At 66.3% G+C, this 26,798-nt stretch carries 25 protein-coding genes and 1 tRNA gene; all 26 read left to right on the forward strand.

From position 1 onward, the window contains the following. Positions 1–64 precede the first annotated feature (64 nt). The 26 genes from AC3IMC_RS06880 (at position 65) to AC3IMC_RS07005 (ending at position 26,756) form a co-directional block, all read left to right on the forward strand. Complete coding sequence (locus AC3IMC_RS06880; RefSeq protein WP_221384020.1) at positions 65–1,264, forward strand: amidohydrolase; 1,200 nt, start codon at positions 65–67, stop codon at positions 1,262–1,264. 176 nt (positions 1,265–1,440) lie between these two features. Continuing rightward, positions 1,441–1,875: a MarR family winged helix-turn-helix transcriptional regulator gene (locus AC3IMC_RS06885; RefSeq protein WP_490917649.1), complete on the forward strand. Its 435-nt coding sequence runs from the start codon at positions 1,441–1,443 to the stop codon at positions 1,873–1,875. 62 nt (positions 1,876–1,937) lie between these two features. After that, on the forward strand, positions 1,938–2,369 hold the full coding sequence (locus AC3IMC_RS06890; RefSeq protein ID WP_490917650.1) for an organic hydroperoxide resistance protein: 432 nt from the start codon (positions 1,938–1,940) through the stop codon (positions 2,367–2,369). Continuing rightward, positions 2,366–3,382: an NADP-dependent oxidoreductase gene (locus tag AC3IMC_RS06895; RefSeq protein WP_490917651.1), complete on the forward strand. Its 1,017-nt coding sequence runs from the start codon at positions 2,366–2,368 to the stop codon at positions 3,380–3,382. Before AC3IMC_RS06890 ends, AC3IMC_RS06895 begins: the two co-directional genes overlap by 4 nt. A gap of 252 nt (positions 3,383–3,634) precedes the next feature. Continuing rightward, positions 3,635–4,744, forward strand: coding sequence for a BMP family lipoprotein (locus AC3IMC_RS06900; RefSeq protein WP_490917652.1), 1,110 nt, complete (start codon positions 3,635–3,637; stop codon positions 4,742–4,744). 178 nt (positions 4,745–4,922) lie between these two features. Beyond that, positions 4,923–6,497 carry an ABC transporter ATP-binding protein gene (locus AC3IMC_RS06905; RefSeq protein ID WP_490917653.1) on the forward strand — a complete coding sequence of 525 codons (1,575 nt, stop codon included), beginning with the start codon at positions 4,923–4,925 and terminating at the stop codon, positions 6,495–6,497. Continuing rightward, positions 6,490–7,881 (forward strand): ABC transporter permease, encoded by a 1,392-nt coding sequence (locus AC3IMC_RS06910; protein WP_490917654.1) that lies wholly within the window; start codon positions 6,490–6,492, stop codon positions 7,879–7,881. The genes AC3IMC_RS06905 and AC3IMC_RS06910 overlap by 8 nt, the downstream gene beginning before the upstream one ends. Then, on the forward strand, positions 7,878–9,203 hold the full coding sequence (locus AC3IMC_RS06915) for an ABC transporter permease (RefSeq protein WP_490917655.1): 1,326 nt from the start codon (positions 7,878–7,880) through the stop codon (positions 9,201–9,203). Before AC3IMC_RS06910 ends, AC3IMC_RS06915 begins: the two co-directional genes overlap by 4 nt. 5 nt (positions 9,204–9,208) lie before the next feature. Further along, positions 9,209–9,616 carry a cytidine deaminase gene (locus AC3IMC_RS06920; protein ID WP_490917656.1) on the forward strand — a complete coding sequence of 136 codons (408 nt, stop codon included), beginning with the start codon at positions 9,209–9,211 and terminating at the stop codon, positions 9,614–9,616. Beyond that, positions 9,613–10,929, forward strand: a complete 1,317-nt coding sequence (locus tag AC3IMC_RS06925; RefSeq protein WP_490917657.1) for a thymidine phosphorylase — start codon at positions 9,613–9,615, stop codon at positions 10,927–10,929. Before AC3IMC_RS06920 ends, AC3IMC_RS06925 begins: the two co-directional genes overlap by 4 nt. A 6-nt stretch (positions 10,930–10,935) precedes the next feature. Continuing rightward, positions 10,936–11,565, forward strand: coding sequence for a DedA family protein (locus tag AC3IMC_RS06930; RefSeq protein WP_490917658.1), 630 nt, complete (start codon positions 10,936–10,938; stop codon positions 11,563–11,565). A 135-nt stretch (positions 11,566–11,700) separates the two neighbouring features. Further along, the gene (locus tag AC3IMC_RS06935; protein ID WP_490917659.1) at positions 11,701–12,438 is read left to right on the forward strand and encodes a DedA family protein; all 738 of its coding nucleotides are present in this window, start codon (positions 11,701–11,703) and stop codon (positions 12,436–12,438) included. Between the two features lie 52 nt (positions 12,439–12,490). Beyond that, entirely contained in the window at positions 12,491–13,624 is a 1,134-nt protein-coding gene (locus AC3IMC_RS06940) for an adenosine deaminase (RefSeq protein WP_221384010.1), read from the forward strand. Between the two features lie 61 nt (positions 13,625–13,685). After that, entirely contained in the window at positions 13,686–14,258 is a 573-nt protein-coding gene (locus tag AC3IMC_RS06945; protein WP_490917715.1) for a MazG nucleotide pyrophosphohydrolase domain-containing protein, read from the forward strand. 118 nt (positions 14,259–14,376) lie between these two features. Further along, positions 14,377–15,657, forward strand: a complete 1,281-nt coding sequence (gene eno / locus AC3IMC_RS06950) for a phosphopyruvate hydratase (RefSeq protein WP_490917660.1) — start codon at positions 14,377–14,379, stop codon at positions 15,655–15,657. Between the two features lie 123 nt (positions 15,658–15,780). After that, entirely contained in the window at positions 15,781–16,458 is a 678-nt protein-coding gene (locus AC3IMC_RS06955) for an FtsB family cell division protein (protein WP_490917661.1), read from the forward strand. 27 nt (positions 16,459–16,485) lie between these two features. Beyond that, a complete protein-coding gene (locus AC3IMC_RS06960; RefSeq protein ID WP_490917662.1) occupies positions 16,486–17,157 on the forward strand; it encodes a DUF501 domain-containing protein in 672 nt (223 codons plus the stop codon). Beyond that, entirely contained in the window at positions 17,154–18,101 is a 948-nt protein-coding gene (locus AC3IMC_RS06965; RefSeq protein ID WP_490917663.1) for a Ppx/GppA phosphatase family protein, read from the forward strand. The genes AC3IMC_RS06960 and AC3IMC_RS06965 overlap by 4 nt, the downstream gene beginning before the upstream one ends. Before the next feature lie 4 nt (positions 18,102–18,105). Then, positions 18,106–19,500 carry a S8 family serine peptidase gene (locus AC3IMC_RS06970; RefSeq protein WP_490917664.1) on the forward strand — a complete coding sequence of 465 codons (1,395 nt, stop codon included), beginning with the start codon at positions 18,106–18,108 and terminating at the stop codon, positions 19,498–19,500. A 59-nt stretch (positions 19,501–19,559) separates the two neighbouring features. After that, positions 19,560–21,023: an NAD(P)/FAD-dependent oxidoreductase gene (locus AC3IMC_RS06975; RefSeq protein ID WP_490917665.1), complete on the forward strand. Its 1,464-nt coding sequence runs from the start codon at positions 19,560–19,562 to the stop codon at positions 21,021–21,023. 111 nt (positions 21,024–21,134) lie between these two features. After that, positions 21,135–21,208 (forward strand) — tRNA-Leu (locus tag AC3IMC_RS06980). 245 nt (positions 21,209–21,453) lie between these two features. Beyond that, positions 21,454–22,689, forward strand: a complete 1,236-nt coding sequence (locus AC3IMC_RS06985; protein ID WP_490917666.1) for a branched-chain amino acid ABC transporter substrate-binding protein — start codon at positions 21,454–21,456, stop codon at positions 22,687–22,689. Positions 22,690–22,842: 153 nt separating this feature from the next. Further along, positions 22,843–23,850, forward strand: a complete 1,008-nt coding sequence (locus tag AC3IMC_RS06990) for a branched-chain amino acid ABC transporter permease (RefSeq protein WP_490917667.1) — start codon at positions 22,843–22,845, stop codon at positions 23,848–23,850. Beyond that, complete coding sequence (locus AC3IMC_RS06995; RefSeq protein ID WP_490917668.1) at positions 23,847–25,094, forward strand: branched-chain amino acid ABC transporter permease; 1,248 nt, start codon at positions 23,847–23,849, stop codon at positions 25,092–25,094. Before AC3IMC_RS06990 ends, AC3IMC_RS06995 begins: the two co-directional genes overlap by 4 nt. Next, the gene (locus AC3IMC_RS07000) at positions 25,091–26,056 is read left to right on the forward strand and encodes an ABC transporter ATP-binding protein (protein ID WP_454481300.1); all 966 of its coding nucleotides are present in this window, start codon (positions 25,091–25,093) and stop codon (positions 26,054–26,056) included. Before AC3IMC_RS06995 ends, AC3IMC_RS07000 begins: the two co-directional genes overlap by 4 nt. Then, positions 26,043–26,756: an ABC transporter ATP-binding protein gene (locus AC3IMC_RS07005; protein WP_490917669.1), complete on the forward strand. Its 714-nt coding sequence runs from the start codon at positions 26,043–26,045 to the stop codon at positions 26,754–26,756. Before AC3IMC_RS07000 ends, AC3IMC_RS07005 begins: the two co-directional genes overlap by 14 nt. The last annotated feature ends 42 nt before the right edge of the window (positions 26,757–26,798 follow it).

Below are 26,798 nucleotides of genomic sequence, written 5' to 3' on the forward strand. Positions count from 1 at the left end.
AACCGGATGTAACGGGACGTCCGGGAATGGCTCCTATTGCGGCCACGCTCGCTAGAGTGAAGCAGTGCGCAACTACACTACTGAAGCCGAGCCCACCGCCCTGGTGGCTCCCTGGCTCGAGCCGCTCCTGCCGGAACTGATCGAATTCCGCCGGGACCTCCACGCGCATCCGGAGCTGTCCTTCAAGGAGTTCCGCACCACGGACAAGCTGGCCGAGCGGCTCGAAGCCGCTGGCCTGCATCCCCGCCGGCTTGAGGGCACTGGACTCACGGTCGATGTGGGGGAGGGTCCCATTGCCACCGCGCTGCGTGGCGATATCGACGCCCTTCCCATTATCGAAGAGACCGGGTTGGCCTTCGCCTCCCGGAACCATGGCGTCACCCACGCCTGCGGCCATGACGTCCACACCACCACCATGCTGGGCATTGCCCTGGTCCTGCACCGGATGCACCAGGAAAGCCCCCTCGGCGGGCGGGTCCGCATCATTTTCCAGCCGGCCGAGGAGACCATGCCCGGCGGTGCGCACGCCTGCATTGAGCAAGGCGTCCTGGACGGCGTGCCGAGGATCATGGCCCTGCACTGCGACCCCCGGATCGAAGTGGGGAAGATCGGGACGCGCATCGGCGCCATCACCTCCGCCTCGGACACCATCCGCATTGAGCTGTCCGGCCGCGGTGGCCACACGTCGCGCCCGCACCTCACCGAGGACCTGGTGTTCGCACTGGCCCAAATCGCGGTTAACGTCCCCGCCGTGCTGTCCCGCCGCGTGGATGTCCGCAGCGGCGTGTCCGTGGTGTGGGGGCAAATCACGGCCGGTTCGGCGCCTAATGCCATTCCCGGCACGGGCTACATGGCCGGGACCATGCGCTGCCTGGACCGGGACGCGTGGCATGCCGCGGGGGAACTCCTCGACGAGGTGGTGCACCAGGTGGCTGCCCCGTACGGGGTGGACGTCCACCTGGAGCACACCAGGGGAGTGCCGCCCGTGGTCAACTCCGAGCATGAGACGGCCCTTATCGAAGCCTCGGCGCGTGCCGAGATCGGCGAGAGCGCGGTGGTGCTGACGCCGCAGTCCATGGGCGGCGAGGACTTCGCCTGGTTCCTGGCGGAACTTCCCGGCGCCATGATGCGCCTGGGGACCAAAACGCCCGGCGGCGAGGACTACGACCTCCACCGCGGCGACTACATTGTGGACGAACGCGCGCTGGGCCTGGGCATCCGGGTCCTGACCGCTGCCGCACTGCGTACCATCCGCGACCTCTAGCAACCCCGGCGCGCTCCGCCGTCGTGCCCGGCTGCGCAGCGAAGCGCGGGCTGGCCGCGCAGGGACAGTCCCTGCGCACGGAGCCCTGATTCCACTGCGCCCCATGCCATCCCCGAAATGGGTGCGCCATCCAAGGTAAGTTGTGCACAACTGAATTGCGTACTACGGTTATTACCGTGACTGAAGCTCCCCGCCTCGACCGGCAAGTGTGTTTTGCGCTGTACTCGGCCTCCCGTGCCGCCACCGCGGTCTACCGACCGGTGTTGGATGAGCTCGGCCTGACCTATCCCCAGTACCTCGTCATGCTGGTCCTGTGGGAAAGCGAGCCCCGGGGCGTCAAGGAGCTTGGCGATGAACTCGGCCTGGACTCGGGCACCCTGTCACCCCTGCTCAAGCGCCTGGAGGCCCTTGGCTTCGTGGAGAGGAAGAGGTCGGGGGAGGACGAGCGCCGCGTCGCCGTCCACCTCACGCCGGCGGGTCGCAGCCTCAGCGGCCCTGCGGCTGCCATCCCGCAGCGGCTGGCCGACGCCGCCGGGCTTTCCCTTGACGAGCTTGAGCAACTGCGCAGCACCCTGGGCAAGCTCACCGCTGCCCTCCACGATTCCCTGTGAGCGCGCCCGCGCCACTAACGAACCCGCAACAGAACAAACCCAACAACAGGACGGAAATTTCTGTGAAGACCCTCTACACCGCCGAGGCACTGGCCTCGGGCGAAGGCCGGGACGGCACGGCCCGCAGCAGTGACGGCAGGCTTGCCGTGGATTTGGCCAGCCCGGTTGAGCTGGGTGGAGACGGCCAGGGCACTAACCCCGAACAGCTGTTCGCCGCCGGGTATGCTGCCTGCTTCCACTCAGCCCTCCGCTTGGTGGGCCGGAAGGCAGGCGCGGACCTGACCGACTCCGCCGTTGCCGCCAAGGTCCACCTCGGCCAGTTGGACGGCGGCACCGGCTTTGGACTGGCCGCCGAACTTGAAATCGCCCTGCCCGCGCTCAGCCTCGCTGCCGCAGAGGATCTCGTGGCCAAGGCGCACCAGGTGTGCCCCTATTCGAACGCCACCCGTGGCAACATCAACGTCGACCTCAAGATCCTGGAGTATGCAGCATGAGTACGGTTCTTCCCGACACCACCCGCGAAATCCGGCTCGCCTCCCGGCCGGTGGGCCGCCCCTCCAGCGACAACTTCCAGCTCGCCGAGTCCCGGCTGCCCGCGCTCGAAGACGGCCAGCTCCTGGTCCGCAACCTCTTCATGTCCGTCGACCCGTACATGCGTGGCCGGATGAAGGACGTGAAGTCCTATTCAGCGCCTTTCGCCCTGGGGAAAGCGCTCGACGGCGGTGCGGTAGGTGAGGTGATCGCGTCCCGTTCCGCCGCACACAAGGAAGGGGACGTCGTCGTGCATCCGCTGGGCTGGCGGGAATACTCCGTGGTCAGCGGCGAGGTTGCTACCGCTGCCCGCACGGACCTGGCGCCTGCCTCGGCGTTCCTTGGCGCCTTGGGCATGACCGGCCTCACGGCCTACGCCGGCCTGTTGAAGGTTGCCGAATTCAAGCCCGGCGACGCCGTGTTCGTGTCCGGCGCTGCGGGTGCCGTGGGATCACTCGTGGGCCAGATTGCCAAGGCCATGGGTGCCTCGCGCGTCATCGGTTCCGCCGGCTCGCCGGCCAAGGTGGCCCGCCTCCTGGAGCTCGGCTTCGACGCTGCCTTCGACTATCACGACGCCCCCGTCGTGGTGCAGCTGCAGGAGGCCGCAGGCAGCGACGGCATCGATGTCTACTTCGACAACGTGGGCGGAGACCACCTGGAGGCAGCGTTGTCCGTCCTCAACGTCGGCGGCCGGGTGGCCATGTGCGGCGCCATCGCCCAGTACAACTCCACCGAACCCACCCCCGCGCCGCACAACCTCATGCAGGCGATCGGCAAGCAGCTGACCCTCCGCGGCTTCCTGGTGGGCGGGCAGCGGCAGCACGCGGCGGAGTTCGCCGGGAAGATGGCCGGCTGGCTGGCCGACGGCACCGTCCAGTATGACGAGACGATCGTTGACGGGCTCGAAAACGCGCCGCAGGCCTTTATCGACCTCCTGGACGGCGCCAACACGGGCAAAATGCTGGTGCGGCTGTAGCTCCGCACCACCGTCCGGAAGCAGTAGGGGCGCCCGCAAGGGCGCCCCTACTGCTTGGTAACAACTTGTAAACAATCTCCGGGAACGGCTTCCGGCGTGCTATTGGCACGTGGCGCAGGCCACTAAAGTAATGCCATCAGTGCGCTCCGGCGCAGTGCTGCGTGCCTTCAGTGAAAACAGAATTTCAGCGCCGAAATGGACACTCATTGAATTCCAGCCCGTAGCGCCACTCGCATCATCCCTGGAGGAAAATTGAAGAAATCACTGCGTGCCAGCTTCAAGCGCGGTTCAATGGCCGGTGTGGCCACCCTCGGTGCGTCCGCGCTTGTGCTCACCGCCTGCGGTGCCGCCCCCGAAGCCGGCAGCACACAGTCCGCCGGTGCCAGCGACTACACCGGCTGCATCGTCTCCGACTCCGGTGGGTTCGACGACCAGTCCTTCAACCAGTCCTCCTATGAGGGCCTGAAGAAGACCGAAAAGGACCTGGGCATCAAGGTCAACCAGGTGGAGTCGAAGACAAACAACGACTTCGAGCCCAACCTGCGGGCGATGGTCACCGCCGGTTGCAACCTGACCATCACGGTCGGCTTCCTGCTCGGTGACGCCACCAAGGCCCAGGCCACCGCCAACCCGGACAAGCACTTCGCCATCATCGACTTCGGCTACGACAAGCCGATCAGCAACGTCAAGCCCATCATCTACGACACCGCGCAGGCCGCGTTCCTGGCCGGCTACCTCGCCGCAGGAACCACCAAGACCGGCACCGTGGCCACCTTCGGCGGCATCAAGATCCCCACCGTGACGATCTTCATGGACGGCTACGCCGACGGCGTGAAGTACTACAACCAGCAGAAGGGCAAGAACGTCAAGCTGCTCGGCTGGAACAAGGACGCGCAGGACGGCAGCTTCACCGGCGACTTCGAGAAGCAGGATGTTGGCAAGCAGCTGACCAAGAACTTCCTGGACCAGGGCGCCGACATCGTCATGCCCGTGGCGGGTCCCGTGGGCAAGGGTGCGGGTGCGGCGCTCAACGAAGCCAAGGCGGCAGGCAAGGACGTCAAGCTCATCTGGGTTGACTCCGACGGTTACCTGACGGCCCCGGACTACAAGGACATCATGCTGTCCTCCGTGATGAAGCAGATGGGCGAGGCCGTGGAAACCGTGGTCACCGAGGACAAGGACGGCAAGTTCAACAACACCCCGTACGTGGGCACCCTCGCCAATGACGGCGTGAAGCTGGCGCCTTTCCACGGGCTGGACTCCCAGGTTCCCGCAGACCTCAAATCCGAGCTCGAGCAGATCAAGAAGGACATCGTCGACGGCAAGCTGAAGGTCGAGTCCGCAGCAAGCCCGAAGGCCTGACCCGCCAGGAAGCGCCACCGCCGGACCCCCACCCACTGGCCGGCCGGTGGCGCTTTTTGCTGGCCGCCCATTTACCGCATGGGACCGGCCCAACCTCCGACTGCACCCACTAGGCTGGTGCTGCAGCCACATATCCCGTCCGGTTGATCACCGGACGCTTCGAGATTGGTCGTCAGTTTTGAAACTTGAACTTCGAGGGATCACCAAACGCTTCGGCACGCTGCTGGCCAACGACCACATCGACGTGGTGGTTGAGCCCGGACAGATCCACTGCCTGCTCGGTGAAAACGGGGCAGGCAAGTCCACCCTGATGAACGTGCTGTACGGGCTGTACGAGCCGTCCGACGGCGAGATCCTGCTTGATGACAAACCCGTCACCTTCCGCGGTCCCGGCGATGCCATGGCAGCGGGTATCGGCATGGTGCACCAGCACTTCATGCTGGTGCCGGTTTTCACCGTGGCGGAGAACGTTGCGCTCGGCGCCGAACCCACGAAGGCCGCCGGGTTCCTGGACCTGGACCAGACACGGCGCCGGATCCGGGAGATTTCGGACCAGTACGGCTTCGACGTCGACCCCGACGCGCTGGTGGAGGACCTGCCGGTCGGCGTCCAGCAGCGGGTGGAAATCATCAAAGCCCTGGTCCGCAACGCCAGGGTCCTGATCCTCGACGAACCTACCGCCGTCCTGACGCCGCAGGAGACAGACGAACTCCTGGACATCATGCGCCAGCTCAAATCCGGCGGCACGTCCATCGTGTTCATCTCGCACAAGCTGCGTGAGGTGAAGGAAGTTTCGGACACCATCACCGTCATCCGGCGCGGCAAGGTGGTGGGCACCGCCGATCCCGCGGCTTCCACCACAGAGCTGGCCTCGATGATGGTGGGCCGCGCCGTCAGCCTGAACCTGGACAAGGCTCCGGCCCAGCCCCGGGAAACGACCTTCGAAGTCCGGGACCTCACCGTCATCGCCGCCAACGGCCAGCACGTGGTTGACCACCTCAGCTTCCAGATCCGGCGCGGCGAGATCCTGGCGGTGGCTGGGGTCCAGGGCAATGGCCAGACTGAACTCACCGAGGCCATTCTGGGCCTGCAGGACCGGGTCACCGGTTCGATCGTCCTGGACGGAAAGGAACTGCTGGGCCGTTCGGTCAAGGAAGTCCTGGAGGCCGGCGTCGGATTCGTCCCCGAAGACCGCAAGGTGGACGGCCTGGTGGGCACCTTTTCCGTCGCCGAAAACCTGATCCTCGATCTGTACGACAAAGCGCCCTTCGCCAAGGGCATCAGCATGAGCCCCGCAAAGGTCATGGAGAATGCCAAGGCCCGCATCGGCGAGTTCGACGTCCGCACCCCGTCGGCAGCGGCCGCGGCAGGTACGCTCTCCGGCGGCAACCAGCAAAAACTGGTCATGGCCCGCGAGCTCTCGCGCCCGCTGCGCCTTTTCATCGCGTCCCAGCCCACCCGCGGTGTGGATGTCGGCTCCATCGAGTTCCTGCACCGGCGAATCGTCGCCGAGCGTGACCAGGGGACACCGGTGATGATCATTTCCACCGAACTGGACGAAGTCATGGAGCTGGCAGACCGGATCGCGGTGCTCTACAAGGGCAAACTGGTGGGCACCGTCCCCGCCGGCACCAGCCGCGACGTCCTCGGCCTGATGATGGCGGGCATCCCGCCGGAGGAACACGCACCCACCCCACAAGCCGGCACCAGTCCGGCACCCGCCACCAACGCCGAGGGAGCCGACCATGCCTGAGCAGCATCCCCCCAAGCACGCCGCAGAGAGCCCCGGCGCCGCCGACAAACACCACGGCACCGCCCACCGCACCAGCCTGGCCGAGGAGGAAACGGCCGCCGTCGTCTCCGTTGATACGGCCGGCGGAGTAATGGAACCCTCCGCGGTACCGGCAACAGCCCAAAGCGGGAAGCTGCCCGGCGGCCCGGACACCCTGCTCCGCAGGATCTTCACCGGAAGCGGGATGGTCTCGGTCCTGGCGGTACTGCTGGCCCTGGTTATCGGCGGCCTGCTGATTGCCACCACCGACAAACAGGTCGCCACCACCTCCACCTACTTCTTCGCCCGCCCGTCGGACTTCTTCACGGCGGTGTGGAACGCGGCCACCCGCTCGTACATCGCCCTCTTCCAGGGCTCGGCGTTCAACCCCCGCGGCAGCAGCGCGGCCGCGCAGTTCGCCCCGTTCATGGAGACGCTGACCATCGCCACGCCGCTCATCACTGCCGGCCTGGGCGTGGCGCTGGCATTCCGGGCAGGGCTGTTCAACATTGGCGCCCAGGGCCAGATCATCGTCGCAGGCGTCCTGGCCGCCTGGGTGGGCTTCGCGCTCCACCTGCCGATGGGCCTGCACCTGCTCCTGGTGCTCGTCGCCGGCATCGTGGGCGGCGCGTTCTGGGGCGGGCTGGTTGGCCTGCTGAAGGCCCGGACCGGCGCCCATGAGGTGATCCTGACCATCATGTTCAACTACATTGCGCTCTATTTCCTGCGTTACCTGCTGAACACCCCGGCGTTCCAGCGTCCGGGGGAGTCGAACCCGATCTCCCCGATCCTGGACCCCAGCGCCGTGTACCCGCAGATCCTTGGCACCCAATACCGGCTGCACCTCGGCTTCATCCTCGCCATCGGCGCCACCCTCCTGGTGTGGTGGATCCTCAACCGGTCCACCGTGGGCTTCGAGTTCCGCGCCGTGGGGGCCAACCCGAAGGCAGCCCAGACTGCCGGCATCAACGTGTCCCGCGCAACCATCCTCGTCATGGCCCTCGCCGGTGCCCTCGCCGGCATGTCCGGCGTGGCCCAGGTGGCAGGCACCGAGAAGGTCCTCACCGACGGCGTCGCCGCCACCTACGGGTTCGACGCCATCACGGTCGCCTTGCTGGGACGTTCGACGCCGTGGGGCACCTTTGCCGCCGGCCTGCTGTTCGGTGCCTTCCGCGCCGGCGCGGTCCAGATGCAGATCCAGACCGGCACTCCGATCGACATCGTCCTGGTGGTCCAGTCCCTGATTGTCCTGTTCATCGCCGCTCCGCCGCTGGTACGCGCGGTGTTCGGACTCAACCCCCGGCGCCGGAAGCCCGCGCGCACCGCCAGGTCCAAGCAGGCAGCCACTACCGGAGGTGCAGCATGAGCACAACAGTTTCCTCGCCCCGGCCGGGCAACCCGCAAGGCGGCGGCACCACCGCAGGTTCATCCGCCACGCCGCTGTCCGCGAAGCCGGTAGGTTGGAAAACGCCGGTCCTGCTGGCCGTGTTCGCCGTCATATCGCTGGTGTTCTTCGGCTTCCTGGCCCCCAACCAGACCGCCAGCTTCGGCATCTCCACCGGAAGCGACTTCTTCCAGCTGCCCGCAGTGGAAATCAACGCGGCTGCCGGCGGCATCGTGCTGTCCGTGCTCCTGCTGGCGCTGGCCGCCTACGCGGTCTACCTGAAGCTCAAAAACCGACCGGCCCCGGGCTGGCTGACGGTAACCTTCATCGTCCTTTTCGTCGCCGCGTTCCTGATTTGGGTGGTGGGCGGGGCCCGCACCCCGGCCATCTCGCTGGCGGGCCTGATCGCCGGGTCCGTCACCCTCGCCGTCCCGCTCGTGTTCGGGTCCCTCTCCGGTGTCCTGTGCGAACGCGTGGGTGTGGTCAACATCGCCATCGAGGGGCAGCTTCTGGGCGGCGCGTTCACGGCCGCCATTGTGGCCAGCATGACCAGGAATCCCTTCATCGGCCTGGTCGCAGCTGCCGTTGCCGGCGCCGTCGTCTCCATGGTGCTGGCCCTGTTCAGCATCAAATACCTGGTCAACCAGATCATCGTGGGTGTCGTCCTGAACGTGCTGGTTTCGGGCGTCACCGGCTTCCTGTTCAGCACGGTGATGCAGGCCAACAAGGCCCAGTTCAACTCCCCGCCGGGCCTGGACGTCATCGACATCCCGGTGCTGTCCGGCATCCCCGTCATCGGCCCCATCCTGTTCCGCCAGTCGCTGGTGGGCTACCTCATGTACATCGCTGTCGCCGTCGTTTGGGTGGGCCTGTTCAAGACCCGGTGGGGCCTGCGGGTCCGGGCCGTGGGGGAGCACCCGCAGGCGGCGGACACCCTTGGCATCAACGTCAACCTCACCCGGTTCTGGAATGTCACCCTTGGCGGTGCAGTTGCCGGCATCGGCGGCTCGTTCTTCACCCTGGTGGCGATCGACAGCTTCACCAAGGAAATTTCCGGCGGCCGAGGATTCATCGCCCTCGCGGCGCTCATCTTTGGTCGCTGGAACCCGATCGGAGCTTTCTTCGCCGCTCTCCTGTTCGGCTTCGCGGACAACCTGCAGAGCATCGTGACCATCATCGGCACCCCGGTGCCCAGCCAGTTCATGGCCATGCTGCCCTACCTGGTCACCGTGCTTGCGGTAGCCGGACTCGTCGGCAAATCCAGGGGGCCGGCGGCAAGCGGCATTCCCTACGTGAAGGGCTGACCGGCGTGGACACCCCGCAGCCTGTGGACTGGCCGGCGCTGGAGGCAGCCGCCGTCGCAGCGATGAAAAGTGCCTACGCCCCGTATTCGAAATTCCCCGTGGGGGCTGCGGCCCTCACCGCGGACGGCCGGATCGTCAGCGGCTGCAACGTGGAAAACGCCAGCTACGGCCTGACCCTGTGCGCCGAATGCGTCCTGGTGGGAAACCTGAACATGACCGGCGGCGGGCTCCTGCGCGCCTTTTATTGCGTGGACGGCGCGGGCAACGTCCTGGTCCCCTGCGGCCGGTGCCGGCAACTGCTGTATGAGTTCCATGCGCCGGACATGCAGCTGATGACCAGCCGTGGCATCAAGACAATGGACCAGATGTTGCCCGACGCCTTTGGCCCCCACCACCTGGAGGAAACCCCGTGACCGACAACAAGGCCGAGGCGTTCGACGCCGTGGACATCATCCGCATCAAGCGCGACAAAGGCACGCTGAGCCCCGACCAGATCGACTGGACCATTGACGCGTACACCCGCGGAGCGATCGCGGACGAGCAGATGGCGGCCCTCAACATGGCCATCCTGCTCAACGGCATGGACCGGGTGGAAATTGCCCGCTGGACCGCTGCGATGATCGCGTCCGGGGAGCGCATGGATTTCTCCAGCCTTCGCCGCCCTGACGGCGGGCTCAAGTACACCTCGGACAAGCACTCCACCGGCGGGGTGGGGGACAAAATCACGCTGCCGCTGGCACCCCTGGTGGCCGTGTTCGGCGTCGCCGTCCCGCAGCTGTCCGGCCGGGGCCTTGGCCACACCGGCGGCACGCTCGACAAACTGGAATCCATCCCCGGCTGGCGCGCAAACCTCAGCAACGAGGAAATCCTCGCCCAGCTTCAGGACGTGGGCGCCGTCATCTGCGCCGCCGGTGCGGGCCTGGCACCCGCGGACAAGAAGCTCTACGCGCTGCGCGACGTCACCGGAACCGTCGAGGCCATCCCGCTGATCGCCTCCTCGATCATGAGCAAGAAGATCGCCGAGGGCACCGGATCGCTGGTCCTGGATGTCAAGGTGGGCAGCGGCGCCTTCATGAAGGACGAAGCCAAGGCACGGGAGCTGGCCGAAACCATGGTGGCCCTGGGCAAGGACGCGGGCGTCAACACCGTCGCACTGCTCACCAATATGGACACCCCGCTGGGCCTCACGGCAGGCAATGCCATCGAGGTGGAGGAATCGGTGGAGGTGCTGGCCGGCGGCGGCCCGGAAGACGTCGTCGAACTGACCGTCCGGCTCGCCGAAGAGATGCTCGCGTGTGCAGGAGTGCACGACGCCGACCCCGCCGCGGCACTGAAGGACGGCCGGGCGATGGACGTGTGGAACAGGATGATCTCGGCCCAGGGCGGCGACCCCCGCGCCGCGCTGCCCGTCGCCAGGGAATCCGACGTCGTCTACGCCCCCGCCGACGGCGTGCTGGTGGAACTGGATGCACTCGCCGTGGGCGTGGCCGCCTGGCGGCTCGGTGCCGGCCGGGCCCGCAAGGAGGATTCCGTGCAGGCAGCGGCCGGCGTGCGCATGCACGCCAAGCCCGGGGCCACTGTCCGGGCCGGCGAGCCGCTGATGACGCTGCTGACGGATACCCCGGAACGTTTCGCCCGCGCCAGGGAGGCGCTGGAGCACGCGGTGGTCATCGCCCCGGAAGGGTCGCGGCCCGCCCAGCAGCTCATTATCGACCGCATAGCATAGGTACCCATGCAGGCCATCAATGACTTCATCCTCGCCGCCGCCGGCCAGCCGTGGGTGCTGGTCCTGGTGCTGGCCTGCTGCGTCATTGACGGCTTCTTCCCGCCGGTCCCCAGCGAATCCGTGGTGGTGGGCCTTGCTGCCGTGGCCGCCACCGCCGATGTTCCCAACCCCTGGATCCTGGCACTCGTGGCGGCCGGCGGTGCCTTCGCCGGGGACAACATTGCCTACCTGCTGGGGCGCCGCGTGGGCACCAGCAGGTGGGCGTGGATGCGCGGGCCGCGGATGCAGAGCGCCTTCCGCTGGGCCGGACGGGAGCTGCGGAAACGGCCGGCCTCGCTGATCCTGGTGGCCCGGTTCGTGCCGATCGGCCGGGTGGCGGTGAACCTGACCGCAGGCGGTACCCACTACCCCCATCTGCGGTTCGTCGGGTTGACCGTCCTCTCTGCCACCCTGTGGGCCACTTACTCGGTCGCGATCGGACTTTTCTTTGGCCAGTGGTTCGAAGACAACCACCTCCTCGGTGCCGCAATTGCCATTGTTTGCGCCGTGGCGCTCGGCATCGTGGTGGACCTGGCGATCAACAAATTCCGGGGCAATCCCAACGTGGTGGAACGGATCCGGGAACCAGGGACCTGACCAAGGCGTTTAACGCGTCGTTCCGAACATTAAAGGCGTAGCGCACTGCGCCTCCCGCATGGGACACTTAGGAACGATTTTCCGCTATGGCTGTGACACATTGGCTGTGTCATTTTGGTACAGGAGCAACACTGCGTGGAGTTTATTAATGAGGCCGTGCTCCATGCAGCGGGCCAGTGGTGGATTTACCCCGTGCTGTTGCTGTTCTTCTTCGTGGACGGCTTCGCCATGGTGGTCCCCAGCGAGACCCTCATCGTGGCACTCGCGGCCTTCTCGCGGCACAGTGGAGAGCCCAATCTTTGGCTCCTGGGCCTCACGGCTCTGGTCGGCGCCATCTGCGGTGACAACATGGCCTACATGCTCGGCCGGAAGATCGGACTCGAACGCTGGGGCTGGATGCGCCGCCCCAAAGTCCGCAAAGTCTTCGGCTGGGCCCGGTACGAACTGGACAAACGCGGTGCCGTGCTGATCTTCACCGCCCGCTACATCCCCTGGGGCCGCGTGGCAGTCAACTACGTGGCGGGCAGCACCGGCTTCCCGCACCGCAGGTTCTTCGTCCTTGACGCCGCCGCCTGTTTCACCTGGGTGGGCTACTCCATCGGCATCGGCCTGCTTGCTAGCTCCTTCCCCTGGCTGCACAACAACCCCCTGCTCAGCGCCGGCATCGCCGTCGTCTTCGCGATCGTGCTGGGAGTCGTCATCGACCACCTGCTCCGCTGGTGGCACAAGCGCCTGGGCCGCCATGACGCCCCCGAAGACCCCGGCACGGACGGATGGGCGGACGGTTCCTCCGCCGGCGGCGGCCAGGATGGCCGTTCCGGAACGGTGGCGCTGGTGGTGCCCTCCGCCGAGGCCGGCCCCACCGCCAGCTAGCGGCTGGCTCGGACGGCTGGCTTTGGACACCGGCCCACCCTAAGGTGGGAACGTGACTGAGCCTATTGTTGACGCCGCCCCTGCCATCGATTTTGACCTGAAGAACCTTCCCAAGGTTTCCCTTCACGACCACCTGGATGGCGGACTCCGCCCGGCCACCATCATCGAACTGGCCGAGGCCGTTGGCCACACACTCCCCTCCACGGACCCGGTGGCCCTTGGGCAGTGGTTCCGCGAGTCCGCGGACTCGGGCTCCCTGGTGCGCTACCTGGAGACGTTCGACCACACCGTCGCCGTCATGCAGACCCACGAAGGCCTGTTCCGGGTGGCCAAGGAATTCGTCGAGGACCTGGCGGACGACGGCGTGGTGTACGGCGAAGTGCGCTGGGCGCCGGAGCAGCACCTCCAGAAGGGGCTCACCCTCGACGAAGCGGTGGAAGCCGTCCAGGAAGGCCTGGAAGCCGGCGTCGAGGCTGTGGGGGAGAGCGGCCGCGAGATCCAGGTCGGCCAGCTCATCACCGCCATGCGGCATGCGGACCGCGGCCAGGAAATCGCCGAGCTCGCCGTCCGCCACCGCAACAAGGGCGCCGTCGGTTTTGACATCGCCGGGGCAGAGGACGGGTTCCTGCCTTCCCGGTTCCGGGACGCTTTCACCTACCTCGCCCAGCACAACTTCCCCGCCACGGTCCACGCCGGTGAAGCGGCAGGCCTGGAGAGCATCCAGTCCGCCCTGGTGGACGGCCGTGCCCTGAGGCTGGGCCACGGCGTCCGCATCGCCGAGGACATCATGGTGGAATTCGACGACGACGAGGCCGGCGAAACCGTGGGCCTGGTGACCCTCGGCGACCTCTCCAGCTGGGTCCGCGACCGCGGCATCCCGCTGGAAATCTGCCCGTCCTCCAACCTCCAGACCGGCGCGATCGCCGGCTTCGGCGAAGGCATCGAAAGCCACCCGCTGGACATGCTCTACCAGCTGGGCTTCAACGTCACCATCAACACCGACAACCGGCTGATGAGCGGCGTTACCCTCACGGACGAGTTCAACCTGCTGGTGGAAACCTTCGACTACGACCTCGACGACCTGCTGGAGCTGACCCTGAACGCGGCCGAGGCCTCCTTCCTGCCCCTGGAGGAGAAGGAAGCGCTGGTGGAGTACATCAACGACTCCTACGCCAACCTTGGCTGACCAGGCACCCATCGAACGCCTGGTCGCGGTCCTCGCCCAATTGCGTGAGCACTGCCCCTGGATGGGCGCGTTGACCCACGCCTCGCTCGTGGAGTACCTCCTCGAGGAAGCCTACGAAGTCGCCGAGACCATCGAGGAAGGCCACCCCGACGCCGAACTCCAGGGCGAGCTGGGCGACGTCCTGCTCCAAGTGGTGCTGCATGCCCGGCTCGCCCAGGAGCGTGGTGCCTTCACGTTCGACGACGTGGCGAGCGGCCTGGCTGCCAAGATGGTCCGCCGCAACCCGCACGTGTTCCGGCCTGACGGCACCCTGCAGGACAGCTTCCCCGCCACCGTTGCGGAGATCGAGCAGAAGTGGGACGCCGTCAAGCGGGCCGAGAAACCGGACCGGGCAGATCCCTTCGAAGGGATCCCGCAGGCGCTCCCGGCCTTGGCCAGGGCCCAGAAGTCCCTGGACCGGGCCCAGCGCGCCGGGCTCGGGCTGCCCGCGGGGGTTCCCGTCCCCGAAAGCGAGGAAGAGCTCGGCGGGCTGCTGCTCGCCGTCGTACGATCCGCCCGGGACGCGGGCATGGACGCCGAGCGCGCACTGCGGGCCGCCATCCTCCGGTACCAGTCCAACGCCGCACCATCATGACGCCGGGGCCTGGACAGGTTTCCGTAACCCGCACCACTCTCGACTACGCTTGTCCGTGACGAGTACGTCGAGTTTTTCTGCCACATCCCCCCGTTAATCGCCCATAAGGAGCAAATTCATGGCGCTTATCGATGCCATCCACGCCCGCGAAATCCTCGATTCCCGCGGCAACCCGACCGTTGAGGTCGAGGTCCTGCTTTCGGACGGCCAGATCGGCCGCGCAGCAGTTCCCTCCGGCGCTTCCACCGGTGAGCACGAGGCCGTCGAACTGCGCGACGGCGACAAGGGCCGCTACCTCGGCAAGGGTGTCCAGAAGGCCGTCGACGCCGTGATCGACCAGATCGCCCCCGCCCTGACCGGCTTCGACGCCACCGACCAGCGCAGCATCGACCAGGCCATGCTGGACCTGGACGGTACCCCCAACAAGGGCAAGCTGGGCGCCAACGCCATCCTCGGCGTCTCCCTGGCCGTCGCCAACGCAGCAGCAGCCTCCGCTGACCTGCCCCTCTACAAGTACCTCGGCGGCCCCAACGCGCACGTCCTGCCCGTGCCGCTGATGAACATCCTCAACGGTGGCTCGCACGCCGACTCCGACGTCGACATCCAGGAATTCATGATCGCCCCGATCGGCGCCGAGACCTTCTCCGAGGGCCTGCGCTGGGGCGTCGAGGTCTACCACAACCTCAAGTCCGTGCTCAAGGAGCAGGGCCTGTCCACCGGCCTTGGCGACGAAGGCGGCTTCGCCCCGAACCTCCCGTCCAACCGCGCAGCCCTGGACCTCATCACCGAAGCCATCAAGAACGCCGGCTACACCCCTGGCAAGGACATCGCACTGGCCCTGGACGTCGCCTCCTCCGAGTTCTACAAGGACGGCGCGTACCAGTTCGAGGGCAAGGCCCTGTCCGCCAGCGAGATGAGCGCCTACTACGCCGAGCTCGTTGCGGACTACCCGCTGGTATCCATCGAGGATCCGCTGGACGAGAACGACTGGGAAGGCTGGAAGACCCTCACCGACGCCATCGGCGACAAGGTCCAGCTGGTGGGCGACGACCTGTTCGTCACCAACCCCTCCATCCTGCAGCGCGGCATCGACACCAGGACCGCCAACTCGCTGCTGGTCAAGGTCAACCAGATCGGTTCCCTGACCGAAACCCTTGACGCCGTCAGCCTGGCCCAGCGCGCCGGCTACACCACCATCACCTCGCACCGCTCCGGCGAGACCGAGGACACCACCATCGCCGACATCTCGGTGGCCACCAACGCCGGCCAGATCAAGACCGGCGCCCCGGCCCGCTCCGAGCGCGTCGCCAAGTACAACCAGCTGCTGCGCATCGAAGAGGAACTCGATGACGCTGCCCGCTACGCCGGCCGCAGCGCGTTCCCGCGTTTCAAGGGCTAGTAGCCGCGTAATACCTTCAGCGGTGGCTATGGTTGGAAGACCATAGCCACCGCTGTCGTTTCCGGCAGCATTAGTCCCAGCCCAGATTTTGGCGGCCCAGGCAGGCTGCGTTTCAGGAGAGTCATGGCTACCCGCCGTCCCAAAGTTCCCAAGGCCGCCCCCAACCGTTCTGCCGGGGAGTCCGCCGAGGGCGCCGACGTCATCCGCGCCCACTTCGGCGCCGGCAAGGAAAGCACGGCCGGGGAATCCAAGGAACGTGCGGGGAACGCACGGGGTCCTGCTGCGGAAAGGTCGACGGCGGAACGCTCGACGGCGGGGCACGGCAAGGCCGCGCGAAGCACCGGCAAGCGAAGCGGCAAGGGGAGCAGCGTCGCGGGCGGTACCCCCGCCGAGGCGGACGATGCACCGCAGCCCGTTCCGGCAAAGGCCTTCTCAGGGCGGATGCTGGCGTTGGCCGTGGTCATGATTGCCATCACCATCATGCTTGCGCCCACGGTCAAGGTCTTCTTCGACAAGAAGGCGGAAATCGACGCCCTGAATGCCGATATCGCCGCTCGCCAGGCCGAAGGTGACGTCCTCCGGCAGCAGGTGTCACGCTGGCAGGACCCCAACTACGTGAAGCAGCAGGCCCGCGACCGCATTAACATGGTTATGCCGGGCGAAACCGGCTACTGGGTCTTCGGCAGCGATTTGCCGGCCGGAGAAAGCAGTAGCCCTACCGGCGCAGCAGCACAAGACCCCGCCGATCTGCCGTGGGTGGATTCCCTGTGGGAGTCCATCAGGCGCGCGGCCACAGACTGAACCGCACAGGAAGGACGGCCCGCGACAGTGGAAGACAACACGGCAGCCGCCCGGGACGAATCCCGCCAACCGACAGCACGCGACCTTGAAGTATTGAGCCGGCAACTGGGACGTCCCGTCCGCGATGTCGTGGAGATTCCGGCGCGCTGCGTTTGCGGCAACCCGCTGGTGGCCGCCACGGCACCCCGGCTCAGCAACGGCACGCCGTTCCCCACGACCTTCTACCTGACGCACCCCGTCATCACCTCCGCTGTTTCCCGGCTGGAAGCGGCCGGAGTCATGAATGACATGAACGATCAGCTCGCCGGCGATCCGGGGCTTGCGGAGGCCTACCGCTCGGCCCATGAGGAATACCTCGCCGCCCGGGAGGCGATCGGCCGGCGTTCCGGCATCGGCCCGGTTCCGGAAATCGACGGCGTCTCCGCTGGAGGTATGCCCACCCGCGTCAAATGCCTGCACGTACTGGTGGGCCATTCCCTGGCCGCCGGCACCGGCGTCAACCCGCTGGGGGACAGGGCGCTGGAACTGATCAGCGAATGGTGGACCGCCGACAAGTGCTACTGCGACGGAGCCTGGGACACCACCGGCGAGGCCCCGTCCAAGGACCTCAGCCGGCACGGGCCCCAGGGCCTGCCGGATATCGTTGGCCGGCCGGCTCCCGTACGGAAGCCTGCCGGCTCCGGCAAGGCGGCCCAATGACCCGCGTCGCCGCCATCGATTGCGGCACCAACTCCATCCGGCTCCTGATCGCGGACATCGACCGCAGCAACGGCAGCACCGCCCTGACCGACGTCGTGCGGGAGATGCGCGTCGTGCGCCTGGGCCAGGGCGTGGATGCCACCGGCGAACTTGCGCCCGAAGCACTGGAACGGACCTTCGCGGCCACCGCCGACTATGCCCGCCTCATCCGGGAGCACGGCGCATCGAAGATCCGGTTCGTGGCGACTTCCGCCAGCCGCGATGCCCGCAACCGCGATGTCTTCGTGACCGGAATCAGGGACCTGCTGGGAGTGGAGCCGGAAGTCATTTCCGGGGACGAGGAAGCCGCGCTGTCCTTCGCCGGGGCCAGCAGCGTGCTGCCCATACTCGACGGCCATGAAGTGCTGGTGGTCGACCTCGGCGGAGGGAGCACCGAGTTTGTGCTCGGCACCGCCGCCGGCGTCACGGCGGCAAAATCGGTGGACATCGGCTGCGTGCGCCTGACGGAACGGCACCTGCGGGACGATCCTCCGACTGCCGAACAGATCGCCGCCGCAGAAGCGGACGTCGACGCCGCCATTGCCCGCGCCGGACGCGACGTGCCGCTGGAACGCGCCACCGCCGTCGTCGGTGTTGCCGGGTCCATCACCACCATCACCGCGCACGCGCTCCGCCTGCCGGAATACCGCCCGGACGTCATTCATGGCGCCGAACTGCCCATCGACGAGGTGCGGGCTGCCGCCACCGACCTGCTGGCCATGAGCCGGGACAAACGCGCCGCGCTGCCATACATGCATCCCGGAAGGGTGGATGTCATCGGCGCCGGGGGACTCGTGTGGCGCCGCATCCTGGAACACATGGGTGCGCTCAGCGGCGGGAGGATCACGGCGGCCACCGCAAGCGAGCACGACATCCTCGACGGCATCGCGTTGAGCATCGGTTAAGCGGATGCAGACCACCTCACTGGCACCGGCAGTCCTCCGCCGGCTGGGGGCCGGGCTGCTGGCCCTGCTCCTGGCTGCCTGCAGCCTGTTCGCCGGCCTGTTCACCGCCCCCCAGGCGAGGGCGGACGAATGGCGGGACAAGGAGTACTGGCTGGCTGATTCCGGCATCACCAAGGCCTGGGAAGTGTCCAAGGGCGCCAATGTCAAGGTTGCGGTCATCGACAGCGGCGTCGACGCCCAGCACCCGGACCTGAAGGGCGCGGTCGCCGGCGGCTACGACGCCTCGGGTTCCGGCCAGCCCGACGGGCAGAAGAGTGTTGGTTCCAAGCCCGAGCACGGGACCCTCGTCGCCACCATGCTGGCCGGCCGGGGCCACCAGCCTGCCAACGCCACCCCCAGCCCCAGCCCGAGCCCGGGTCCCTCCGCCCCGTTGCCGGACGGCATCATGGGTGTGGCCCCCGAGGCGCAGATCCTGTCCGTGTCCACGTGGCTGGGCTCGCCCAACCCCGCCGGCAAAAGCGACCAGGACCAAATCCCGGAAGCCGTCCGCTGGGCCGTGGACAACGGCGCCAAAGTCATCAACATATCGCTCGGCAGCACCACCCCCCAGTGGCCGCAGAGCTGGGACGCCGCCTTCCTCTACGCCGAGCAGAAGGACGTGGTCATCGTCGCCGCTGCCGGCAACCGCGTGGGCGGCAACACCCAGGTGGGCGCTCCGGCCACCATTCCCGGCGTGCTCACCGTGGCGGGACTGGACCGCAAGAACGTGGCAAGCGTGGACGCGTCCTCCCAGGGAATCAGCATCGGCGTCGCCGCGCCTGCCGAAAACCTGGTGGGCGGCCTTCCGGGCGGCAGCTACGCCGAATGGGCCGGAACCTCAGGGTCCACTCCCATCGTCGCCGGCGTGGCCGCGCTGATCCGTTCCAAATGGCCGGACATGACCTCCGAACAGGTGATCAACCGGATCGTTTCGACGGCAAAGGATGCCGGTGCACCGGGCAAGGACCCGCTGTACGGCTACGGCATCCTCAACGCCGAGGCCGCCCTCAAAGCCGACGTCCCCGAGGTGACGGCCAACCCGCTGGGCTCGATCGCCGAATGGATCCGCGTCCACAGGCGGGGGAATCCGGCGGCACCGGCAACCGCTCAGCCCGCGCCCACCCAAGTGCCAAGCGCTGCACCCACGCTGCCGGAAGCAACCGTTCCCGCTGCCAAGGCTCCCTCGCAGCGGGACAGTGCCATCGGCGCCGCCGTCGTGATCGGTTTTGCCATCCTGTTCCTGGCCATCATCGCGGCGGCCGCCGTCCAGCTCCGCCGGGCTGCACGCAACCCGGCCCTCGCCCGTGAAGAACCCGACACAGGAGTAGTGGAAAGAGTCGATTCCCGCCGCAATCCCTAGGTTACGCAGGAGGGGCAGGGGCTAGTGAAGACTTTCACAAACTCCTGTATCCTTAAATTATGGCAACCACCCCACAGCTCCAGGACCGTCCCCGGGTACTCGTCGTCGGCGGCGGGTACGTCGGCCTGTACGTAGCACTGAAACTCCAGAAGAAGATCGCAAACGCCGGCGGCATCGTCACCGTCGTCGATCCGCTGCCCTACATGACTTACCAGCCCTTCCTTCCCGAGGTGGCCGGCGGCAACATCGAAGCCCGCCACGCTGTGGTGTCCCACCGCCAGCACCTCAAGCAGACGGAACTGATCCAGGGCCGCGTCACCTCCATCGACCACGTCAACCGCACTGCTGTCGTGGCTCCGGCCGACGGTGGGGAGAACTTCGAGGTTCCCTACTTCGACGTCGTCCTCGCGGCCGGCGCCATCACCCGCACCTTCCCCATCAAGGGCCTTGCGGACAAGGGCATCGGCCTGAAGACCATCGAGGAAGCTGTCGCGCTGCGCAACAAGCTCCTGGAGCGCATCGAGGTTGCCTCCACTATGACCGACCCCGTGGCCCGTGCCCGGGCCCTCACCTTCGTGGTGGTCGGCGGTGGCTTTGCCGGCATCGAATGCATCACCGAGATGGAAGACCTTGCCCGCGCCGCCGTGCGCAACAACCCGCGCATCAAGCAGGAGGAAGTCCGCTTCGTCCTGGTCGAAGCCATGGGCCGCATCATGCCCGAGGTCACCGCTACGCAGGCCGACTGGGTGGTTGAGCACCTGCGCAGCCGCGGCATCGAGGTCCTCCTGAACACTTCCCTGGACAGCGCAGAGGGCACCCTCAAGCTGATCAACCTCCCGGACAAGACCCCCGCGCAGGAGTTCGAGGCTGACACCCTGGTGTGGACGGCCGGCGTGCAGGCGAACCCGATGGTGCGCTCCACCGACTTCCCGCTCGAACCCCGCGGCCGCGTCCGCGTCCTGCCCGACCTCCGCATCGCCGGTGACGAGGGCATCGTGGAGAACGCCTGGGCCGCCGGCGACATCGCCGCCGTTCCCGACCTCACGGGCAAGGGACTGCCGGACGGCACCTGCGTCCCGAACGCCCAGCACGCCCTTCGCCAGGCCAAGCGCCTCGCCAAGAACCTGTGGGCCTCGCGCTGGGACAAGCCGCTGGCGGACTACAAGCACAAGAACCTGGGTGCAGTGGCCGGCTTCGGCGAATGGAAGGGCGTGGCCAACATCAACCTCCTGGGCCGCATCGGCCTCAAGGGTCCACTGGCCTGGCTGGCACACCGCGGCTACCACGGCATGGCGATGCCCACCTTCGAGCGCAAGTTCCGCGTGATCCTGAACTGGATCATCAGCTTCTTCGCCGGACGCGACACCACCCAGCTGCTGGACCTGGACAACCCGCGCGGTGCCTTCGTGGCCGCCGCCACCCCGGCTCCTAAGCCGGCTGCTGCCCCGGCGGCCGTCCCCGCCGGCGGCTCCGGTTCAACGGCTGCCGCGCCGAAGGAAACGGTGCCCGCCAGCGCCAAGTAGCCATCGCTGCAGGTTCCATAAGACGTACGACGGCGGCCAGTCCCTTTGTGGGGGCAGGCCGCCGTCGGCGTTTCCGGCCCGGGCCCCTTGGGCAGGTACCATTGACCCGGCGCCCCAGTAGCCCAATTGGCAGAGGCAGCGGACTTAAAATCCGCGTGTTGTGGGTTCGAGTCCCACCTGGGGTACATCGCGGCCGGAGCCCTCAAGGGGCCCGCCCGCCCGGAAGCCGCCTGCGTTGCAGGCGGCTTCCGCCATTTAATTCCGGATAGGAAACGACTGTTATAAGGCTGTGACCTCAGTCACTTAGTTTCCCTGCTGTCTATGCATTAGCTTGAAGCTAAATCAGGAATACCTGGTTTCACTATGGGCGCCGATGCGCCCCTACGTTTCCGCACTTGCATCGCATGGCCCTGTTTCGGAAGGCAGACACATGTACCGAAAGAAAGTCCTCACCTCGTTGGCAGCGGCAGGCGCATTCAGCTTGCTGATGTCGGCCTGCGCCAACCCATCGGGTCCCACCACCGGCGGTGAGAGCTCCGGCTCGTCCAACAAGGTGAACATCCCTGCCATCTCGAAAGTCGACGTTCCAGCCAACGCAGTCCGGCCGGCCGGCGACGGCAAGGCAACCTGCCCGGCCAGCACCACGATCGCCTATGCCGGCGCGCAGACCGGCCCCAACGCCCAGCTCGGCGTCAACATCTTCAACGGCATCCAGCTGGCCATCGACCAGCACAACAAGGCCAACCCCGGCTGCCAGGTCCAGTTCAAGAAGTTCGATACCGAAGGCGACCCGAACAAGGCCACCGGCCCAGTCACCCAGATGGTCAGCGAGACAGACATCATCGGCGTGATCGGCCTCCCGTTCTCCGGTGAGTCCAAGGCCACGGGCAACATCTTCGAGCAGAAGGGCCTGGTCCACATCACGCCGTCGGCAACCAACCCCAGCCTGACCGAGAATGGCTGGACCACCTTCTTCCGGGGCCTCGGCAACGACGCCGTCCAAGGCCCTGCAGCCGCCAAGTTCCTCACGGGCAAGCTCGGAGCCAAGAAGGTGTACCTGGTCCAGGACGACTCCGACTACGGCATCGGCCTGGGAACCTCTACCTCTGGCGGCCTGGGCAGCGCCCTGACGGGTACGGAGAAGGTGACCACCGGGCAGAAGGATTTCTCGGCCGTCATCTCCAAGATCATGAACGCCAAGGCCGACGCGGTTTACTACGCCGGCTACTACGCTGAGGGTGCACCGTTTGCCCAGCAGCTGGTGGGCAAGGGCTTCACCGGCACATTCGTGGGCCCTGACGGCGTGAAGGACGACCAGTTCATCAAGCAGGCAGGCGACGCTTCGAACAACGCCTACTTCACCTGCCCGTGCCTCCCGGGTGAACTGATCCCCGATTTCGCCTCGGCCTACAAGGAAGTCTCCAAGGGTGCGGAGCCCGGTACCTACTCCATCGAGGGCTACGACGCCGCCACCGTCCTCCTGTCCGGTATCGATGCGGGCAAGCAGAGCCGCGCGGACCTGCTCTCCTGGGTCAAGTCCTACGATAAGGACGGCCTGAGCAAGCACTACAAGTGGGATGCCAAGGGCGAGCTCCAGGCCCCAACGGTATACGGCTACAAGGTGGAGAACGGAAAGATCGTTCCCGTCGGCCCGATCGGGGAGTAGCCGGAACGGCAGGATCGGCTGTGGGGGCCAGCATCAGCAGGCCCCCACAGCCTTTTCTTCGCTCGGCAGCAGCCCATGACCAAACCAGGTCAATAGACATAAGTCCCACGGCCGGGCCCACAAGGCCGCGTGCAACTGGATCAGGATGTTCCCATGCTTCCCTCTCTTATCCCACTACTCCCGACGGAAAACGACTGGATCACCTTCGACGTACCGTCGCTGGCCGAGAATTTCTGGAGTGCCACCTTTGACGGCCTCACCTTCGGTGCCATTTATGCTCTCGTAGCGCTGGGCTACACGCTGGTTTACGGTGTGCTCAACCTGATCAACTTCGCCCACTCGGAAGTGTTCATCGTCGGCTGCTACGCCGTCTTTTTCACCCTCAGCGGCCTTGGCTTCGGTCCATCGGTCCCCAGGCTGGACATTTGGGCCATTATTCTCAACCTGCTCCTGGCGCTGGTCCTGGCCATGGTTGCCTCGGCCGTGACGGCCTTCCTGCTGGAGCGCATTGCCTACAAGCCGCTGCGCAAACGGAACGCCCCCCGCCTGGTGTTCCTGATCACTGCCATCGGTGCTTCCTTCACCATCCAGTACCTGATCTACCTGTGGCGCGGACCCAGCCCCGAACTGGCGCTGACGATGTTCCGGCCCACCCCCATCTTCGACGTCTTCGGCACCATCATTGATTCGCAGCAGCTGGTGATCATCATCGCCGCAGTCATCATGATGGTGGGCATTGACCGGTTCATCAGCAAGTCACGCACCGGCCGCGGCATCCGGGCCGTTGCCCAGGATCCGGACACGGCAACGTTGATGGGCGTCAACAAAGAGCGCATCATTATTACCACCTTCGTGATCGGAGGCCTGCTCGCGGGAGCCGCCGCCTTGTTCTACGTCATGAAAATCCCGTCCGGTGTCCAGTACAGCGGTGGGTTCGTCCTGGGTATCAAGGCATTCGCGGCGGCGGTGCTCGGCGGCATCGGCAACGTTCGCGGGGCTTTGCTGGGCGGCCTGCTGCTCGGCCTGATCGGCAACTACGGCCAGATTCTGCTGGGCAACTCGCAGTGGACCGACGTCGTAGCGTTCGTGGTGCTGGTACTCGTGCTGTTGCTGCGCCCCGAAGGCATCCTGGGAACCTCCCTTGGAAGGAGCAAGGCATGAGTATGACGGACGGCCCCACGCCGCTGCAGACAGCTGCAGCCGAGCAGGCAGCAGAGGACCGCGAAGCCTCGTTGAAGGCCGCAGGAAGAAGCGACATGGGCCAACGGGGGAAACGCAAGCCCGGCTACTTCTCCGACCGCTGGCACGCATTGTCCCGCCAGCAGCAGTGGGCTTTCTTGGCGATCGTTGTAGTACTGGCCTACCTGCTTCCGCTGATCAACCCGCCGATCATCACCACCGAGCCGGGCAACAACTTCGCCCTTGCCTGCTTCGATATGGCACGCTTTGCGCTGATCGCCGTCGGACTGAATGTCGTGGTGGGCTACGCCGGGCTGCTGGACCTGGGGTACGTGGCCTTCTTCGCGGTGGGTTCCTACGTTGCCGCCATGCTGACCAGCCCGGATTCGCCCTACCTGCACATCCCGTACCTGTGGACGCTTCCCGTGGCCATGGCGGTCACCATGTTCTTCGGCGTCATGCTGGGCGTGCCCACCCTGCGCCTCAGGGGCGACTACCTCGCCATCGTGACGCTTGGCTTCGGTGAAATCATCCGCATCCTGGCCACGATCATCCCGGCCATGAAGGGCCAGGTCGGCTTCCAGAACGTCGGCCACCCGCCGGGTACCGAGGCTGACGGCACGCCAATCTTCTCCAACTCAAACGGCGTGCCCTGGTACTGGCTGACGCTGACCATCATCATCATCGTCACCCTCCTGGTCGGCAACCTGGAACGCAGCCGGGTGGGCCGGGCCTGGATCGCCATCCGTGAAGATGAGGACGCCGCGGAAATCATGGGTGTTCCCACCTTCAAGTACAAGGTGTGGGCCTTCGCCATTGGCGCCGCAATCGGCGGCCTCTCCGGGGCTCTTTTCGCCGGGCAGGTGGGGTTCGTCAACAACCAGAAGTTCGATGTCACCACCTCCATCCTGTTCCTCGCCGCCGTGGTGCTGGGCGGCGCCGGCAACAAGGTGGGAGCCATCCTGGGCGGTGCCCTGGTCAGCTACATTCCGCTGCGCTTCACCGCGATCGCCGAATACAAGTACCTGATCTTCGGCATCGCGCTGGTGCTGATCATGATCTTCCGGTCCCAGGGCCTGCTTCCTGCCCGCCAGAGGCTGCTGGCCTATGGCCGGACGGCCCTGAACAAGGTCACCCGCCGGGACGCCATGGAACCCAAGGACACTGACAACCCGCCGGCGGGCACGGATTCCCGCGTGACCGGCGAGAGAGGAGCGGAGGCATGAGCTCCGAGGAAAGGCACGCCGGCTCCAGCAGCGTGGAAGAGCAGCCGGCACACGGTGCCGCGGCACAGGACAGCCCAGGGGCCCCCGTCGCCCCGGAACTGGACATGGAGGCCCTCGCGGAGGCCGGGGTCGACCAGGAACTGGCTGAGAAGGTGGCGCCTGACCGCGACATCGCGGTCAAAGTAGGCGACAACATCGTGGAGGTGCAGAACCTGACCATCAAGTTCGGCGGCCTCGTGGCCCTGGACAATATCAGTTTCAACATCAAGCGCGGTGAGATCCTGGGGCTTATCGGCCCCAACGGTGCGGGAAAGACCACCTGCTTTAACGCCATGACAGGTGTCTACAAGCCCACCAGCGGCAAGGTGGTGCTGGAGGGCCAGGTCCTCAACGGCATCAAGCAGCACAAGATCACGCGCCTGGGCCTGTCACGCACGTTCCAGAACATCCGGCTGTTCGGCGAGATGACCGCGCTGGAGAATGTGGTGGTGGGCCTGGATGCCCGGCACCGCACCAGCGTGGGCGGAGCCCTGCTTCGCCTGCCCACGCACATCCGGGAGGAAAAGTCGGCCATTGAGCGCGGCATGGCCCTGCTGGATTTCGTGGGCATCGGCAGCCATGCGCATGTGCTGTCCCGCCAGCTGCCTTACGGTTACCAGCGGCGGCTGGAAATCGCCCGGGCCCTGGCCACCGATCCCAAAGTGCTCTGCCTTGACGAGCCCGCGGCCGGCTTCAACCCCGCGGAAAAAGAGGAGCTCATGGCCCTCATCCGCACCATCAGGGATGAGGGCTACACGGTACTGCTGATTGAGCACGACATGAAGCTCGTCATGGGAGTGACGGACCGGATCGTCGTGCTGGAATTCGGCAAGAAGATCGCGGACGGACTGCCCCGCGAAATCCGTGAAGACCCGCGTGTTATCGCCGCCTACCTGGGAGAGCCCGAAGATGACGTTGCTTGAACTTAAAGGAGTGTCTGTCCACTACGGACGCATCCAGGCCCTGCGGGACATGTCCTTCACGGTCAATGAGGGGGAAGTGGTGGCCCTGATCGGGGCCAACGGCGCGGGCAAGACCACCACCATGCGGACCATCTCGGGCCTGCTCAACTGCTCGGAAGGCAAAATCACCTTCGCCGGCCAGGACATCACCAAGATGAAGGCGCACATCCGGGTTGTGCACGGCATTTCCCAGGCCCCGGAGGGGCGCGGCATCTTCCCGGGCATGACCGTCATGGAAAACCTGGACATGGGAACTTTTGGCCGCAAGGACAGGAGCGGCGTAGCCAAGGACCTGGAACGGGTCTTCGACCTGTTTCCCAGGCTGAAGGAGCGGGAAAAGCAGTTCGGCGGCACCATGTCCGGCGGTGAGCAGCAGATGCTCGCCATTGGCCGGGCGCTGATGTCCAACCCGAAGCTGCTGCTGCTCGATGAGCCATCCATGGGCCTGGCGCCGCAGTTCATCCGCCAGATCTTCAAGATCATCAAGGAAATCAACAACCAGGGCACCACGGTCCTGATGGTGGAGCAGAACGCCAACCAGGCGCTGGCCGGAGCCCACCGGGCGTTCGTGCTGGAGACCGGCGAGATCACGCACAGCGGCACCGGCAAGGAACTCCTGGAGGATCCCGCCGTGAAGGAGGCCTACCTGGGCGTCGGGTAGAGGGCCGGGGGCCGGGCAGCCGCCCGGCCCCCGCCCTGTCCA

This window comes from Arthrobacter sp. E70 (assembly GCF_058266945.1).

What these genes read in the sequence shown, in the direction of transcription:
- AC3IMC_RS06945 (WP_490917715.1), top strand. Translation starts at nt 13,686, where the DNA reads ATGGGCGCGTTGACCCACGCCTCGCTCGTGGAGTACCTCCTCGAGGAA.
- AC3IMC_RS06915 (WP_490917655.1), top strand. Translation starts at nt 7,878, where the DNA reads ATGAGCACAACAGTTTCCTCGCCCCGGCCGGGCAACCCGCAAGGCGGC.
- eno (WP_490917660.1), top strand. Translation starts at nt 14,377, where the DNA reads ATGGCGCTTATCGATGCCATCCACGCCCGCGAAATCCTCGATTCCCGC.
- AC3IMC_RS06975 (WP_490917665.1), top strand. Translation starts at nt 19,560, where the DNA reads ATGGCAACCACCCCACAGCTCCAGGACCGTCCCCGGGTACTCGTCGTC.
- AC3IMC_RS06985 (WP_490917666.1), top strand. Translation starts at nt 21,454, where the DNA reads ATGTACCGAAAGAAAGTCCTCACCTCGTTGGCAGCGGCAGGCGCATTC.
- AC3IMC_RS07000 (WP_454481300.1), top strand. Translation starts at nt 25,091, where the DNA reads ATGAGCTCCGAGGAAAGGCACGCCGGCTCCAGCAGCGTGGAAGAGCAG.
- AC3IMC_RS06930 (WP_490917658.1), top strand. Translation starts at nt 10,936, where the DNA reads ATGCAGGCCATCAATGACTTCATCCTCGCCGCCGCCGGCCAGCCGTGG.
- AC3IMC_RS06995 (WP_490917668.1), top strand. Translation starts at nt 23,847, where the DNA reads ATGAGTATGACGGACGGCCCCACGCCGCTGCAGACAGCTGCAGCCGAG.
- AC3IMC_RS06955 (WP_490917661.1), top strand. Translation starts at nt 15,781, where the DNA reads ATGGCTACCCGCCGTCCCAAAGTTCCCAAGGCCGCCCCCAACCGTTCT.
- AC3IMC_RS06970 (WP_490917664.1), top strand. Translation starts at nt 18,106, where the DNA reads ATGCAGACCACCTCACTGGCACCGGCAGTCCTCCGCCGGCTGGGGGCC.
- AC3IMC_RS06895 (WP_490917651.1), top strand. Translation starts at nt 2,366, where the DNA reads ATGAGTACGGTTCTTCCCGACACCACCCGCGAAATCCGGCTCGCCTCC.
- AC3IMC_RS06965 (WP_490917663.1), top strand. Translation starts at nt 17,154, where the DNA reads ATGACCCGCGTCGCCGCCATCGATTGCGGCACCAACTCCATCCGGCTC.
- AC3IMC_RS06990 (WP_490917667.1), top strand. Translation starts at nt 22,843, where the DNA reads ATGCTTCCCTCTCTTATCCCACTACTCCCGACGGAAAACGACTGGATC.
- AC3IMC_RS07005 (WP_490917669.1), top strand. Translation starts at nt 26,043, where the DNA reads ATGACGTTGCTTGAACTTAAAGGAGTGTCTGTCCACTACGGACGCATC.
- AC3IMC_RS06910 (WP_490917654.1), top strand. Translation starts at nt 6,490, where the DNA reads ATGCCTGAGCAGCATCCCCCCAAGCACGCCGCAGAGAGCCCCGGCGCC.